The 15,508-nt window shown below is 70.9% G+C and carries 10 protein-coding genes and 1 pseudogene; 9 read left to right on the top strand and 2 right to left on the bottom strand.

What is annotated here, in order from left to right:
• The first annotated feature begins 402 nt into the window (after nucleotides 1–402).
• Both ACHWVH_RS06475 and ACHWVH_RS06470 read left to right on the top strand, forming a co-directional pair.
• Nucleotides 403–996: a hypothetical protein gene (locus ACHWVH_RS06475; RefSeq protein ID WP_153750258.1), complete on the top strand. Its 594-nt coding sequence runs from the start codon at nucleotides 403–405 to the stop codon at nucleotides 994–996.
• 170 nt (nucleotides 997–1,166) lie between these two features.
• Nucleotides 1,167–1,647, top strand: a pseudogene (locus ACHWVH_RS06470) (DUF1203 domain-containing protein).
• Between the two features lie 86 nt (nucleotides 1,648–1,733).
• Here the strand turns inward: ACHWVH_RS06470 and ACHWVH_RS06465 are convergent.
• Complete coding sequence (locus tag ACHWVH_RS06465) at nucleotides 1,734–3,236, bottom strand: aldehyde dehydrogenase (RefSeq protein ID WP_295927732.1); 1,503 nt, start codon at nucleotides 3,234–3,236, stop codon at nucleotides 1,734–1,736.
• Nucleotides 3,237–3,306: 70 nt separating this feature from the next.
• A complete protein-coding gene (locus ACHWVH_RS06460) occupies nucleotides 3,307–3,855 on the bottom strand; it encodes a cupin domain-containing protein (RefSeq protein ID WP_017915752.1) in 549 nt (182 codons plus the stop codon).
• A gap of 187 nt (nucleotides 3,856–4,042) precedes the next feature.
• Between ACHWVH_RS06460 and ACHWVH_RS06455 the strand changes: the two genes are divergently transcribed.
• The 7 genes from ACHWVH_RS06455 (at nucleotide 4,043) to ACHWVH_RS06425 (ending at nucleotide 15,470) form a co-directional block, all read left to right on the top strand.
• The gene (locus ACHWVH_RS06455) at nucleotides 4,043–5,431 is read left to right on the top strand and encodes an aspartate aminotransferase family protein (RefSeq protein ID WP_394686857.1); all 1,389 of its coding nucleotides are present in this window, start codon (nucleotides 4,043–4,045) and stop codon (nucleotides 5,429–5,431) included.
• Nucleotides 5,432–5,495: 64 nt separating this feature from the next.
• On the top strand, nucleotides 5,496–6,608 hold the full coding sequence (ald, locus tag ACHWVH_RS06450; protein ID WP_017912338.1) for an alanine dehydrogenase: 1,113 nt from the start codon (nucleotides 5,496–5,498) through the stop codon (nucleotides 6,606–6,608).
• 26 nt (nucleotides 6,609–6,634) lie between these two features.
• Nucleotides 6,635–8,143: a CoA-acylating methylmalonate-semialdehyde dehydrogenase gene (locus ACHWVH_RS06445; RefSeq protein ID WP_267084459.1), complete on the top strand. Its 1,509-nt coding sequence runs from the start codon at nucleotides 6,635–6,637 to the stop codon at nucleotides 8,141–8,143.
• Between the two features lie 237 nt (nucleotides 8,144–8,380).
• On the top strand, nucleotides 8,381–8,695 hold the full coding sequence (locus ACHWVH_RS06440; protein WP_017908811.1) for an EthD family reductase: 315 nt from the start codon (nucleotides 8,381–8,383) through the stop codon (nucleotides 8,693–8,695).
• A gap of 162 nt (nucleotides 8,696–8,857) precedes the next feature.
• The gene (locus ACHWVH_RS06435; RefSeq protein ID WP_152236404.1) at nucleotides 8,858–9,703 is read left to right on the top strand and encodes a plasmid replication/partition related protein; all 846 of its coding nucleotides are present in this window, start codon (nucleotides 8,858–8,860) and stop codon (nucleotides 9,701–9,703) included.
• A 91-nt stretch (nucleotides 9,704–9,794) separates the two neighbouring features.
• Complete coding sequence (locus tag ACHWVH_RS06430) at nucleotides 9,795–11,096, top strand: DUF445 domain-containing protein (RefSeq protein WP_394686856.1); 1,302 nt, start codon at nucleotides 9,795–9,797, stop codon at nucleotides 11,094–11,096.
• A 297-nt stretch (nucleotides 11,097–11,393) separates the two neighbouring features.
• The gene (locus tag ACHWVH_RS06425; RefSeq protein WP_394686855.1) at nucleotides 11,394–15,470 is read left to right on the top strand and encodes a CHASE domain-containing protein; all 4,077 of its coding nucleotides are present in this window, start codon (nucleotides 11,394–11,396) and stop codon (nucleotides 15,468–15,470) included.
• Nucleotides 15,471–15,508 lie beyond the last annotated feature (38 nt).

Raw genomic sequence — 15,508 nt, 5'->3', positions numbered from 1 at the left:
TGCTACAGCGTCGTGTTGTACACCTGTGAGGGCGGCAGGCCAATCGCCACTGGCAACGCGGGTCACGCCCTGCCAACGCGACCCGCGCACGTGCGGGCTGAAGCGCCGGCCAGCGCCTGGCCGAGCCACCCGGTCCCCCGCGCGCGTGGGCACGCTGCCGTTTCCAAGCGCCCGCGCAGGCACACCCAGCGACCTACGACGGATGCCGCCCCCTTTCAACAGCCGCGCCCCCACCCGGCTGCGATCGGCGACGCGGCGCGCGGCAGGCGCCTTTCCTTGTGCGCTGCAAGAAGCCCCAGCGCAAGGCGCGACGTGGCGACGCACACCGCCGCCACGTCGCGCTGCCGCCATCACCCGCCGGTCGGGTAGGCTGGCGGCCCCACGTTTGCGAAACCGCCCCCCATGCCCATCCCGTTCCGCCTCTGCCTTGCCGCCGGCCTTGTGCTGCTCGGCACCCACACCGCCAACGCCGCCGATCTTCCCGCCGATGTGCTGCGCCAGGTGCCGGCCGGCTACCAGCCGCTGGCGCAGCTGCAGGCCGATCTCGATGGCGACGGCCGCGCCGATTACCTGGTCGCGCTGCAGCAGCGCGGCGAGGCGCAGCGCGATCCGGCCCCGGCGCGACCGCTGCTGATCTTCGTGCAGCAGGGCGACGGCCACTACCGGCTGGCGGCACGCAACGACCGGGTGATCCTCAAGCGCGACGAGGGCGGCCAGTGCGATCCGTTCACCGATGGCGACGAACCGTTCGCCGCCAAGGGTCGCTACTTCACCGTGCAGAACGGGGTCTCCTGCGGCCAGCACTGGACCGACTTCATCACCTTCCGCTACGACGCGCAGCGCAAGCAGTGGCTGTTCCACAAGCGCATCCAGCAGCGCTGGGAGATGAACCCCAATCCTTCGCCCGACGCCGAGGCGCTGGTCAAGGACGCCGACCAGGTGCAGTCGGCCGATCCGCGGCATCCGGTCGCCTTCGCCGATTACCTGCCGCGCTGAGGCGCGGACGCGCCGCGGCGGCGGCACGGCATTGCTACCGAGACACACCGCCCGGCCCGGCGCTGCGCGCATGCCGGACCGGGCACCGGTCGAATGCCGGGTCCGAATACGGCCAGCGCGGGATCGCGGCGAGCGGCACGCTGCGCGCTCCATTCGTTACTGGAGCGCCCATGTCCAGCTTCCGCTGCGTCGGCCTGCCGGCCGCCGCGTTCGACCCGCTGTTCGATCTCGACGACGCACAGCTGCTGGCACGTCACGCGCGGCGCCTCCGCGCCGACAGCGCGCTCGGCTATCCCTGCCGGATCAGCCTGGAGGACGCGCGGCCCGGCGAGGAACTGCTGTTGCTGCACTACCTGCACCAACCCGCGCAGACCCCGTACCGCGCCGCCGGCCCGATCTACGTGCGCCGCACCGGCGCCGGGCGAGGTACCCGATGCCATCGTCCGCCGCCTGATCTCGCTGCGCGGTTACGACGCCAGCGACATGCTGATCGCCGCCGACGTGCAGCCGGGCGAACGCATCGCCACCGCGATCGCCTGCGCCTTCGCCGACCCGCAGGTGCGCTACCTGCATCTGCATCATGCGCGGCATGGCTGTTTCGCGTGCCGGGTGGAGAGAGAGCCGGGATTGGGAAGTCGGGATTGGGGATGAGTGGCGCCACTGCGCTCTGGAACACCACCTGTTCTATAGGAGCGGCCGCAACCCCGCTTTCACCAATCCCCAATCCCAAATCCCCGCTACTCACCCAGATTGATCCACGTCGCCTTCATCTCCGTGTACTTGTCGAAGGCGTGCAGCGACTTGTCGCGGCCGTTGCCCGATTGCTTGTAGCCGCCGAACGGGGCGGTCATGTCGCCGCCATCCCAGTAGTTCACCCACACGCTGCCGGCGCGCAGCTTGCGCGCCACGCGATGCGCGCGGCCGATGTCGCGGGTCCATACGCCCGCCGCCAGGCCGTAGTCGCTGTCGTTGGCCATGCGCAGGGCGTGCGCCTCGTCGTCGAAGGCGATCACCGACAGCACCGGGCCGAAGATCTCCTCGCGGGCGATGGTGTGTTCGTGGCCGACCTCGTCGAAGATGGTCGGCTCCACGTAGCAGCCGCCGGGCACCACTTCCACGCGCTTGCCGCCGAGCAGCAGGCGCGCGCCTTCGGCGTTGCCGCGGGCGATGTAGTCGAGCACGCGGTGGGTCTGGGTCTCGTCCACCAGCGCGCCCATCGCCGCGTCGTCGTCGAACGGATGCCGCGGCTGCAGCGCGCGGCCGGCGGCGACCACGCGCTCGACGAAGGCATCTTTGATCGAACGCTCCACCAGCAGCCGCGAGGCCGCGGTGCAGACCTCGCCCTGGTTGTAGAAGATCGCCGCGGCGGCCGCCTGCGCCGCCTGTTCCAGGTCCGGCGCATCGGCGAACACCAGGTTCGGGCTCTTGCCGCCGCATTCCATGTACGCGCGTTTCATGTTCGACAGCCCGGCGCACTGCAGCAGGCGCCGGCCGACCGCGGTGGAGCCGGTGAACACCAGCCCGTCCACGTCCATGTGCAGCGCCAGCGGCTCGCCGGCGCCCTTGCCGAAGCCCGGCACCACGTTGAACACGCCGTCGGGAATACCCGCCTCGGCGACCAGTTCGGCCAGGCGCAACGCGCTCAGCGGCGATTTCTCCGACGGTTTCAGCACCACCGAGTTGCCGGCGGCCAGCGCCGGGGCGATCTTCCACGCGGCCATCAGCAGCGGAAAATTCCACGGCACGATCGCGCCGACCACACCCAGCGGCTCGCGGGTGATCAGGCCCAGTTCGTCCTGTCCGGTCGGCGCCACTTCGCCATACAGCTTGTCCACCGCTTCGGCGGTCCAGGACAGGCAACGCACCGTCGCCGCCAGGTCCACCGCGCGCGCATCGCGCACCGGCTTGCCCATGTCCAGCGACTCCAGCAAGGCCAGTTCGTCGGCATGGCGTTCGACCAACTGGGCCAACGCCAACAGGGTCTTCTTGCGCTGCGCGGGCTTGGCCTGCGACCAGTGCCCGGCCTCGAAGCTGCGCCGTGCCGCGGCCACCGCGCGGTCAATGTCCGCGGCCTCGCCCTCGGCCACGCGGCCGAGCAGGCGCCCGTCGATCGGGCTGATGCAGTCGAAGGTCTTGCCACTGGCGGCATCGATGTAGCGGCCGTCGATGAAGGCCTGGGTGCGCGGACGCAGCGTGTCGGCCAGCGCCTGCCAGGCGTCGCGGGTGCGGGGTGCGGTCATCGGAAACTCCTGCTGCGGCGGAAGGATCGGAAGCACGCGACGGCCGGCGGCGGCGCGGCGCGCATGCGGCTCAGAATGTGGCCGGCGTATTGGCGCTGACCAGCACCGCGGTGTCGCGGCCGACGTTGCGGAAGCGGTGCGGCACCCGGCTTTCGAAATAGTAGCCCTCGCCCGCGCGCAGCACCCGCACCTGGCTGCCGACGGTGATCTCCACCTCGCCGGCCACCACCACCCCGCCCTCTTCGCCGTCGTGCACCAGCATCGCGCTGCCGGTGTCGCTGCCCGGCGGCATCACCTCGCGCAGGATGCACATCTGCCGCTGCGGGCGATGCTGGCCGACCAGGTAGTAGTGGATGCCGTCGCTGCCGACGTCGGGCAGTTCGTCGGCGCGGTAGAACGGCGCATCGGCCGCGCCGGCGTCCAGGTCCTGGGTGAAGAATTCGGCCAGCGAGATCGGGATGCCGTCCAGCACCTTCTTCAGCGAACTGACCGACGGGCTGACCTTGTTCTGCTCGATCAGCGAGATGGTGCTGTTGGTCACGCCCACCCGCTTGGCCAACTCGCGCTGGCTCAGGCCGTGGGCGGTGCGAACCCGATGCAGGCGGGCGCCGATATCCATCGCGAATGGGAACGCCGGTGGCGGTGTTGCCGGATACTTTACACACCCGCCCCGGACGGTCAATTTCGGGCGGCGCGCCCGTGTTGCGGCGCAACCAGGAAAAGCCCGCCCGATTCGCGCGCACTGCGACACGCCGGGTCACACCCGGCGCAGCGGCATGGTGTAAAGTTTTTTCAACATCCCTCGCGTGGAGCCTGCGATGCGCCCTCAGCCGCCCCTCTCGTCCCAGGCGCTGTCCGACCATTACGCCGCGCAGGCCACCCGCGCGCCGGACACGCTGGAGGCGTTCTGGATGCCGTTCACCGCCAACCGCCAGTTCAAGGCGCGGCCGCGGCTGCTGGCCTCGGCCGAGGGCATGCACTATCGCAGCGTGGACGGGCGCCAGATCCTCGACGGCACCGCCGGGCTGTGGTGCTGCAACGCCGGCCACGCGCGGCCGCGCATCGTCGAGGCGGTGGCACGGCAGATCGCCACGCTGGATTTCGCGCCGACCTTCCAGATGGGCTCGCCGTTGCCGTTCGTGCTCGCCGAGCGGCTGGTGGAACTGGCGCCGCCGGGCCTGGACCACGTGTTCTACACCAACTCCGGCTCCGAGTCGGTGGACACCGCGCTGAAGATCGCACTCGCCTACCACCGCGCCCGCGGCGAGGGCCAGCGCACGCGCTTCATCGGCCGCGAGAAGGGCTACCACGGCGTCGGCTTCGGCGGCATTTCAGTCGGCGGCCTGCCGAACAACCGCAAGGCGTTCGGCCCGCTGCTGCCGGGCGTGGACCATCTGCGGCACACGCTCGACCTGGAGCGCAATGCGTTCTCGCGCGGCCTGCCGACCCATGGCGCGGAACTGGCCGAGGATCTGGAGCGGCTGGTGACGCTGCACGACGCCTCCACCATCGCCGCGGTGATCATCGAGCCGATCTCCGGCTCGGCCGGGGTGGTGCTGCCGCCGCACGGCTATCTGCAGCGCATCCGCGAACTGTGCGACAAGCACGGCATCCTGCTGATCTTCGACGAGGTCATCACCGGCTACGGCCGCGTCGGCCACGCCTTCGCCGCGCAGCGCTTCGGGGTGACCCCGGACATGATCACCACCGCCAAGGGCCTGACCAACGGCTGCGTGCCGATGGGCGCGGTGTTCGTGTCCCACGCCGTCCACGAGGCCTTCGCGCACGGTGCGGCCAACGCCATCGACCTGTTCCACGGCTACACCTACTCCGGCCATCCGCTGGCCTGTGCCGCGGCGCTGGCGACGCTGGACACCTATGCCGAGGAACAGTTGTTCGACAAGGCCATCGAGCTGGGTCCGGTGTGGGAGGAGGCGATCCACCGGCTGCGCGACCTGCCGCACGTCATCGACATCCGCAACTTCGGCCTGATCGGCGCGATCGAACTGGCGCCGCGCAAGGGCGCGCCCGGCGCGCGCGCCTACGAGATCTTCGAGCGCTGCTTCCATGAAGGCGACCTGCTGATCCGCGTCACCGGCGACACCATCGCGCTGTCGCCGCCGCTGATCGTGGAAGCCACGCACATCGAGCACATCTTCGCGGTGCTGGCGGACATGATCCGCAGCACGCCCTGACCCCTCCCTCACCCAACCCACCGCCCGCGCTCCCCACGCGCTGCGTCTGCCTGGAGAACCGCTCATGCTGGTCGGCGTTCCGAAAGAGATCAAGAACCACGAATACCGGATCGGGCTGACCCCGTCCGGGGTGCGCGAACTGGTGCTGCACGGCCACCAGGTGCTGGTGCAGCGCGGCGGCGGCCAGTCCATCGGCCTGACCGATGCCGAGTACGAGCGCGCCGGCGCACGCATCGCCGAGGATGCGGCCAGCGTGTTCGCGCAGGCCGAGATGATCGTCAAGGTCAAGGAACCGCAGCCGGAGGAATGCGCGATGCTGCGCCCCGGGCAATTGCTGTTCACCTATCTGCACCTGGCGCCGGATCCGCAGCAGGCCGCGGCGCTGCAGCGCTCCGGCTGCACCGCCATCGCCTACGAGACCGTCACCGACGGCCACGGCGGCCTGCCGCTGCTGGCGCCGATGAGCGAGGTCGCCGGGCGCATGGCGATCCAGGCCGGCGCGCATGCGCTGGAGAAGGCGCAGGGCGGCTCGGGCGTGCTGCTCGGCGGCGTGCCCGGGGTCAAGCCGGCGCAGGTGCTGGTGATCGGCGGCGGCGTGGTCGGCATCAACGCCGCGCGCATGGCGATGGGCCTGCACGCGCGGGTGACCGTGCTGGACCGCTCGCTGGAGCGGCTCAAGTACCTGGACGAGCTCTACGGCCAGCAACTGACCACGCTGTACTCCACCCGCGATGCGATCGAGCAGTGCCTGCCGCACACCGACCTGGTGATCGGTGCGGTGCTGATCCCCGGCGCCGCCGCGCCCAAGCTGGTGTCGCGCGAGCAACTGGCGCTGCTGCGGCCCGGCTCGGTGCTGGTGGACGTGGCGATCGACCAGGGCGGCTGCTTCGAGACCAGCCACCCGACCACGCACCAGCAGCCGACCTACGAGGTCGACGGCATCGTGCATTACTGCGTGGCCAACATGCCCGGCGGCGTCGCCCGCACCTCCACCTTCGCCCTGACCAACGCCACCCTGCCGTTCGTGCTGCTGCTGGCCGAACACGGGCTGCAGGCGCTGCGCGACGACCAGGACCTGCGCAACGGCCTCAACGTGCACGCCGGCAAGCTCACCCACCGCGCGGTGGCGCAGGCGCTGGGCCAGGAGTTCGTGCGGCCGCTGGACGCGCTGGGCTGACGCTGTCCATCCGAGGATCGAGCACGATGCGCGACACCCTGTCCCACTACATCGACGGCCAGCCCGTCGCCTTCCGCGGCGACGAGCACGCCGAGGTCTTCGACCCGGCGACAGGCGCCGTCCAGCGCCACGTGCCGCTGGGCGCCGCGCATGCGGTGGAGATGGCGGTGCGTGCCGCCAGTGCGGCCTTTCCCGGCTGGGCGGCGACGCCGCCGCTGCAGCGCGCGCGGGTGCTGTTCCGTTTCCGCGAGCTGCTGGAACGCAATGCTGATGCACTGGCACGCTGCATCAGCGCCGAGCACGGCAAGACCGTGACCGACGCGCGCGGCGAAGTGGTCCGCGGCATGGAGGTGGTGGAGTTCGCCTGCGGCATCCCGCACCTGCTCAAGGGCGAGCATTCGCACGACGTCGGCCGCGGCGTGGACGCCTGGAGCGAATACGCGCCGCTGGGCGTGGTGGCCGGCGTCACCCCGTTCAACTTCCCGGCGATGGTGCCGCTGTGGATGCTGCCGGTGGCATTGGCCTGCGGCAACAGCTTCGTGCTCAAGCCCTCCGAACACGCACCCTCGGCGTCGCTGCTCCTGGCCGAATGGCTGCACGAGGCCGGGCTGCCGGCCGGCGTGTGCAACGTGGTGCACGGCGCCAAACCGGCGGTGAACGCACTGCTGGCGCACCCGCAGGTGCAGGCGCTGAGCTTCGTCGGCTCCACCGCGGTGGCCGCCGACCTGTACGCGCGCGGCAGTGCGCTGGGCAAGCGCGTGCAGGCGCTGGGCGGGGCCAAGAATCACCTGGTGGTGCTGCCCGACGCCGACCTGGACGATGTCGCCGACGCCCTGCTCGGGGCCGGCTACGGCTCGGCCGGCGAACGCTGCATGGCGATCTCGGTGGCGGTGTGCGTGGGCGACGCGCTGGCCGATGCGCTGGTGGCCAGACTGGCGCCGCGCGTGGCCGCGCTGCGCCTGGGCGCGGGCCAGGCCGACGCCGGCCGCGACGAACCGGACATGGGCCCACTGGTCAGCGCCGCGCACCGCGAGCGCGTGCTCGGCTACATCCACAGCGGCGTGGCCGAGGGCGCACGCCTGGTGGTCGACGGGCGCCCGGCGGGCGCGCCCGACCATCCGCGGGGCTTCTTCCTCGGCGGCAGCCTGTTCGACCACGTGCGCAGCGACATGCGCATCTACCGCGAAGAGATCTTCGGCCCGGTGCTGTGCGTGGTGCGGGTGGCCGACGCCGCCGCCGCGCTGCGCCTGATCGCCGACCACGACTACGGCAACGGCGCGGCGGTATTCACCCGCGACGGCGGCGCCGCGCGTGCGTTCGCGCGGCAGGTGCAGGCCGGCATGGTCGGCATCAACGTACCGATCCCGGTGCCGATGGCGTTCCACAGCTTCGGCGGCTGGAAGCGCTCGCTGTTCGGTCCGCTGCACGTGCACGGCCCGGACGGGGTGCGCTTCTACACCCGGCTCAAGACCGTCACCGCGCGCTGGCCCGAGGCCGCGGCCGGCGCCGAGTTCGCGATGCCGACGATGCGGTAAAGGGCTGGGAATGGGGAATCGGGAATAGGGAATCGCAAAAGCGCCGCGGCGCCCGCATCGGGCAACCCGGCAACCGCATCACTTGCTGTTGCTCTTGCTGTTGCGATTCCCCAATCCCCATTCCCCATTCCCGGCCCTGCGCCCACCGCAGCGCAACACACGCCGACCATTCCCGGGTGTAGCCTTGCGCCACCCCGGCGCCCGGCCGGGACCCACCGCCGCCACAGGAGCCGCTCCATGATCAAGGTCAGCGTGATGTACCCGTACACGCCAGGCGCCCGTTTCGACCATGCCTACTACCGCGACACGCACATGCCGCTGCTGCAGGCGCGCATGGGCGCCGCCTGCCTGCGCTACACCGTGGACAAGGGCCTGTCCGGCGGCACCCCCGGCAGCGACCCGACCTACGTCGGCATGTGCCACATCTTCAGCGAGTCGGTGGAGGCCTTCCAGGCCGGCTTCGGCCCGCATGCGGAGGAGATCCTCGGCGACATCAAGAACTACACCGACCTGACGCCGGTGATGCAGATCAGTGAGGTGGTGGTGGGGTGAAGCCGGGAATGGGCAATCGGGAGTAGGGAATCGGAAAGCGCCGCATGCGCGAACGACTCAGGCCATGCGGCCGCGACACGCGCTGTTGCCATTCCCGATTCCCCGTTCCCGATTCCCGGCCTCTACAATGCCGCCCCCGTCGCCACGCCGCACCGCCCGTTGATGAACATCGTTGTCAAAGAAGACCTCAAGGCCTATATCGATCCGCTGACCGCCGACGAATACGCTGCCCTGGAACGCAGCCTGCTGGCCGAGGGCTGCCGCGACGCGCTGGTGCTGTGGGGCGACATCCTGGTCGACGGGCACAACCGCTACGGCATCTGCCAGAAGCATGGGTTGCCGTTCCAGACCGTGCAGAACACCCGCTTCCAGTCGCTGCAGGACGTGCACCTGTGGATGATCGACCAGCACCTGGGCCGGCGCAGCGTCTCCGACTTCCAGCGCGGCGTGCTGGCGCTGCGCAAGCGCGAGATCCTCGCCGAGCGGCGCGCCAGCGCGGCTGCCGCAGAGGCGCCCGCAGCCGACGCCACTGACCCGGACGCGGCTGGCGAGACCGCCAACGACACCGACACCGACACGCCACCCTGGGCCGACGCACCGGCACCGCTCAGCCGCGCCGAACTGGCGCGCGTGGCGCGGCTCAGCAACAGCCAGGTGGTGCAGATCGAGAAGATCCAGAAGCAGGCCGCGGCCGAGGTGGTGGAAGCGGTCAAGTCCGGTGCGATCTCGATCAATGCCGCCGCGGCAGTGGCCAGCCTGCCCGAGGAGGAACAGCGCGCCGCGGCGATGGCCGGCAAGGACGAGCTGAAGCAGGCCGCCAAGCGCGCCCGCGAGTCCAAGCGCAAGCCCAAACCGGCGCCTGCGGACGCCGCCGAGGACGCGGCCCCGGCGGCGGATGCCGAGGGCGACACGGCGGCCACGCTGCGCCAGCGCGTGGCCGAACTCGAGGCCGAGAACCAGGCGCTGCGCGAGGAAGTGGCGGCGCTGCGCGCGCAGTTGCCGGGCTGATCCACGCGCACCGGCCATCCGTGCCGCGGCCGGATGACCTCGCCGCCGCGCGTGCAACCGCGCTCACCGCGCACTGCGTAGACTCGGCCGCATGAGCGTGTCTTCCGCCCCTGCCCTGCCCCCCGATCCGCGCCGCGCGCAGCTGCGGCGCATGAAGCTGCTGGCGGCGCTGTTGCTGCTGGCGATGCTGTGCGGCTTCCTGCTCAGCCATGCCATGGGCCTGCAGGGGGTGTGGGCCTGGGTCGGCGCGTTCTGCGAAGCGGCCACGGTCGGCGCGCTGGCGGACTGGTTCGCGGTGGTGGCGCTGTTCCGGCACCCGCTGGGCCTGCCGATTCCGCACACCGCGATCATCCCGCACGGCAAGGCGCGCATCGCCGACAGCCTGGCGGTGTTCGTACGCGATCAGTTCCTGGAACCGGGCGCGCTGCTGGCCAAGCTCAGCGCGTTCGATCCGGCGGCGCGGCTGGGCCAGTGGCTGGCCGAACCGGCGCAGTCCGCACGGCTGGCCGATCTGGCCCGCGGCTGGGCGTTGCAGGCGCTGGACCTGCTGGACGAAGCCGCGGTGCGGCGCCGCATCCATGGTTTCGTGGTGGCGCGGCTGCGCGACTGGGACGCCGCCGCCACCGCCGGCGAACTGCTCGGCCTGCTCACCGCCGACGGCCGCCACCACGCACTGCTCGACGAAGCGCTGACCCGGCTCGGCCGGCACCTGGACGATGCCGCGGTCAAGCAGCGGGTGTCGGCGATGATCGTCAAGTACGCGCGGCGCGAATGGCCCAAGCTGGTCGGCACCGTGGAATGGGTGAAGCCGGTGGAAGGCATCGCCGACACCCTCGCCGAGCGCCTGGCGCACGCGCTGCTGGAGGAACTGCAGGAGGTGCTGTCGCAGCCGCAGCATCCGCTGCGCCAGGACTACGAGCGCTGGCTCGGCGGCTACGTGCAGCGGCTGCGCGCCGATCCCGCCACCGCCGAGAAAGTGCAGGCGCTGAAGCAGCGGCTGATCGACCACCCCGGCGTACAGGCGTACGTGCAGGGCCTGTGGGATCAGATCCACAGCGCGCTGCGCGAGGACCTGTCGCGCCAGGACGGCGCGCTGGTGCAGCACCTGCAGCGCGCCCTCGGCGCGCTCGGCCAGTCGCTGGCGCAGGATCCCGCCCTGCGCGAGGCGCTCAACCAGCACCTGCTCGGCGGCGCCGAGCGGCTGACCCAGCGCCTGCGCAGCGGCGTCACCGAGCACATCGCGCAGACCGTGAAGGGCTGGAACGAACGCCACCTGGTCGAGCAACTGGAACTGAGCGTGGGCCGCGACCTGCAGTACATCCGCTTCAACGGCACCCTGGTCGGCGGATTGATCGGGCTGGCGCTGCACGCTGCCGTCACGCTGCTTGGCTGAGCGTGCATGGCAAGGATGCACTGCGCCGCTGGAGCGGCCGGCCCGCTGCCGACGCACGATGCGACGCACGCACCCCACGACGGACCGCCGACCCGCGGCACCCGGTGCCATCCACGCAGCAAGGTGTAGACACGCCTCGACTCTTTGGACCGAAGGGCTGGCGCGACAGCCACGCCCGCGCTAGCGTTGGGGGACGACCTGCGGGGCCTGCGTCGCCGCTGTGAACGCCATCCCGCAACCGGTCGGGGGGAAGCCGATGCGCGTGCCGAACGCGCGTTCGCCAGAGGAAAGGGGAGCATGTCGAAGAAACGCCGGACACCCATCGCCGGCCCTGCGCGGCTTGCGCGGCTCGCCGCCCTAGCCGTGCTGGCCGTCGGGCTGCTCGCCGCGCTGCTGATCGCGCATGGCGTGCAGCAGCGCAACCGCGCGCAGGCGCAGGCGCGCTTCCAGCAACTGGTCTCGCACGTGGCCAGCGATCTGCGGCAGCGCCTGGACATGTACGAGCATGGCCTGCGCGGCGCGCGCGGTGCGGTGATCGCGGCCGGCGGCGACCGCATCTCGCGCGAGCGCTTCTCACGCTACAGCGCCTCGCGCGACTATCTGCGCGAGTTTCCCGGGGTGCGCGGCTTCGGCTACATCCAGCGGGTGCCGCGCGCCGACGAGGCGGCGTTCCTGCAGCAGGCCCGCGCCGACGGCGCACCGTCGCTGCAGATCCGCGAGCTGGCCCCGCACGACGGCGACCGCTTCGTCATCGTCTATATCCAGCCGGTGCAGTCCAACACGCCGGCGCAGGGCTTCGACATCGCCTCCGAACCGGCGCGACGCGACGCGGCGATCGCCGCCGCACACTCGGGCAAGCCCACCATCACCGCGCCGATCCGCCTGGTGCAGCGGCCGGGGCTGGGCAAGAGCGGCTTTCTGCTGTTGCTGCCGGTGTATCGCGAAGGCCTGCCGCTGCAGACCCCGGAACAGCGCTGGCAGGCCACCAGCGGCTGGGCATACGCGCCATTGAGCATCACCGAGGTACTGGCCTCCTCCGACGACCACAGCAACGCGCTGCAGCTGAGCCTGGCCGACAGCCTGACCCCTGGGCAGCCGTTCTATCGCGACGACGCCACACCGATCCTGGCCGGAGGCCCCACCGCCGAGCGCACCCTGGCGGTCTATGGACGCCAGTGGCGTATCGGTGCACGCGCCACGCCGGGCTTCGTGCGCTCGCTCGACCAGACCTCGCCGCTGTTCGCCGGCGCGCTGGCCGCCGGTATCGCGCTGCTGCTCGCCACCCTGCTGTACGTGTTCCTGACCAGCCTGCGCCGCCGCGACCTGATCCTCAGCGAGCAGAGCCAACTGGCCGCCCTGGTCGCCGGCACCAGCGAAGCGATCGTCGCCGAAGACCTGAACGGCCGCGTGACCCACTGGAATCCCGCGGCCAAGCGCATCTTCGGCTACACCCCGGAGCAGGCCATCGGCCAGCCGCTGCAGCGGTTGCTGGGCGCGCACGTCCGCGATCCCATCAACAGCGGCGACGGCGTCCGCGAGCTGCGCCACCGCGATGGTCACACCGTCAGCGTCCTGGCCAGCGTCTCGCCGATCGCCGGCACCCGTGGCGGCACCATCGGCCATTCGCACCTGCTGCACGACGTCACCGAACAGGTGCGCGCGCAGGCGCGGGTGCTGGAGCTCAACGCCACGCTGGAGCAACAGGTGGCCGAGCGCACCAGCGAACTGGTGACCTATTCGGCACTGCAGCGCGCGATCCTGACCAATGCCGGCTACGCGATCGTCGCCACCGACCCGGACGGCGTCATCACCCTGTTCAATCCGGCCGCCGAACTGCTGCTCGGCTACGCCGCGCACGAGCTGATCGGGCGCAAGGCCACCGGCCTGTTCCTGGATCCGGAACAGCTGAGCGCACGCGCCGAGCGCATGGCCGCGCAATCGGGCATGCCGGTGCAGCCCTCGTTCGAGTCGGTGGCCGCGCTGTCCACGCTGGGACGCAGCGACACCCGCGAGTGGACCTACCTGAGCAAGGATGGCCACGCCTTCCCGGTCTTGCTCACCCTGAGCACGCTGCGCGACGACGACGACCGGGTGATCGGCTACCTCGGCATCGCGGTCGATCTGACCGAGCAGAAGCGGCGCGAGCGCGAGCTGCGCCTGGCGATCGACGCGGCCGAAAGCGCCAACCAGTCCAAGAGCGATTTCCTGGCCAACATGAGCCACGAGATCCGCACGCCGATGAACGCGATCCTGGGCATGCTGTACCTGCTGCGGCACAGCGCGCTGTCGCAGGCGGCGCAGGACATGATCCAGAAGATCGAGCTGTCCGCACGCAACCTGCTGGAGATCATCAACGACATCCTCGACTTCTCCAAGATCGAGTCCGGACGCATCGACCTGGAATCGGCGCCGTTCGACCTCAACGAGTTGCTGGAGAACATCGCCGCGCTGATGACCTCGGCGACCAGCGCCAAGCCGGTGGAGATGATCGTCGAGCCGCTGCCGCCGGGCTGCCGCTGGCTGCGCGGCGACGCGCTGCGCCTGAACCAGGTGCTGATCAACCTGGTGGGCAACGCCATCAAGTTCACCGAACAGGGCGAGGTGGTGCTGTCGGTGCGTGCCTTCCCCGGCGCCGAACCCGGCAAGCTCAAGCTGCTGTTCTCGGTGCGCGACACCGGCATCGGCATCCCGCGCGAGAAGCAGAGCCTGATCTTCTCGCCGTTCCTGCAGGCCGACACCTCCACCAGCCGCCGCTACGGCGGCAGCGGCCTGGGCCTGACCATCAGCCGGCGCCTGGTGGAGCTGATGGGCGGGCAACTGGAAGTGCAGAGCGCCCCCGGTCAGGGCAGCGATTTCTACTTCGTCATTCCGTTCGCGGTGGCGCCGGCACCGGCCGACGACGCCGAACCGGCGCAGGCGCGGCGGGTGCTGATCGCCGACGACCACGACCTGGTGAGACGCAGCCTGACCGACATCGCCAACGGCTTCGGCTGGCAGGTGGAAGCGGTGTCCAGCGGCACCGCCGCGTTGGCCGCGGCCGCGCCGGAACGGGCCGAGTTCGACGTGATCCTGCTGGACTGGCGCATGCCCGACCTGGACGGGTTGAGCGTGGCCCAGCGCATCCGCGCGCAATCGGCGCCGGACCGGCAACCCATCATCGTCATGGTCACCGCCTACGAGCGGCGCATGATCCAGGAGCAACAGCCCGGCGTCGCCGACGTGGATGCGGTGATGACCAAGCCGGTCACCGCCTCGGCCCTGCAGCGCACCATCGCCATGCTGCTGGCGCGTCGCAACGGCGAGCTGCCCGCGGCAGCGCCCGGCGACGGCGTCGCACGCCTGGCCGGGGCCCGCTTGCTGGTGGTCGACGACAGCGACATCAACCGCGAGGTCGCGCAGCGCATCCTCGAAGGCGAAGGCGCGCTGGTCGAGCTGGCGCAGGACGGCGCCCAGGCGCTGCAGCGGCTACGCCGCGATCCCGGCCGCTTCCACGTCGTGCTGATGGACGTGCAGATGCCGACCATGGACGGCTACGAAGCCACCCGGCAACTGCGTGCCGATCCGGACCTGGCCGCCGTGCCGGTGATCGCCCTCACCGCCGGCGCCTATCGCCAGCAGCAGGAGATGGCGCTGTCCAGCGGCATGAACGACTTCATCGCCAAACCGTTCCAGGTCGAGGACCTGATCGCGATCATCCGGCGGTTCCTGCCGCCGAACCTGACCGCGCTGCCGCTGCTGCCGCTGGCGGCGCCACCGTCGGTGCTGCCGGCGGACGACTGGCCGGCCAGCGACCCCGCGCTGCTCGATACCGTCCAGGCGCAGCGGCTCTGGGGCGAACGCGAGCCGTATCGGCGCTATCTGCTGAAGCTGTTGCAGGAACATCCCGACCCGGCGGCCAGCGTCCGCACCCTGCTGGAAGCGCAACGGCCCGCCGAGGCCGTCTCGCTGGTGCACAAGTTGCGCGGCTCGGCCGGATCGCTGGCCTTGCCGGCGTTGAGCATCGCCAGCGCCGCCTTGGAAGAACGCTTGAGCACGGCGCCGACGCAGGCCGATGCCGAGATCGCCGCGCTGGCCGCGGCGATGGCCGACACCGCTGCCGAAGTGCTGCGCTTCGCCGACGCCACCCAGGTTGCGACGCCACCCGCGGCAGCGAACATCGCCGCGGTCGATCCGGCGACGCTGCAGGCCTCCTGGCATCAGGTGCTGCAGGTGCTGGACAGCGACGATCCGGACCGCATCGACCGCACGCTGCGGCAACTGGCGCCTGTCCTGCCGGCGGCGCAGGCCGCCGAGCTGCAACAGTTGCTGGAGAATTTTTCCTTCCGCGAAGCCGAGGCTCAAGTCAGGCGATGGCTGGCCGATGCACGCGATTGAGAGAGCGCCGCCCGCGCGGCGGCGCGTGTCCGACGGGA

It is taken from the genome of uncultured Xanthomonas sp., assembly GCF_964278005.1.
Classification (GTDB): domain Bacteria; phylum Pseudomonadota; class Gammaproteobacteria; order Xanthomonadales; family Xanthomonadaceae; genus Xanthomonas_A; species Xanthomonas_A sontii.
The sequence above is the reverse complement of the archived record's forward strand: the minus strand, read 5'-3'. Positions and strand labels throughout refer to the sequence as shown.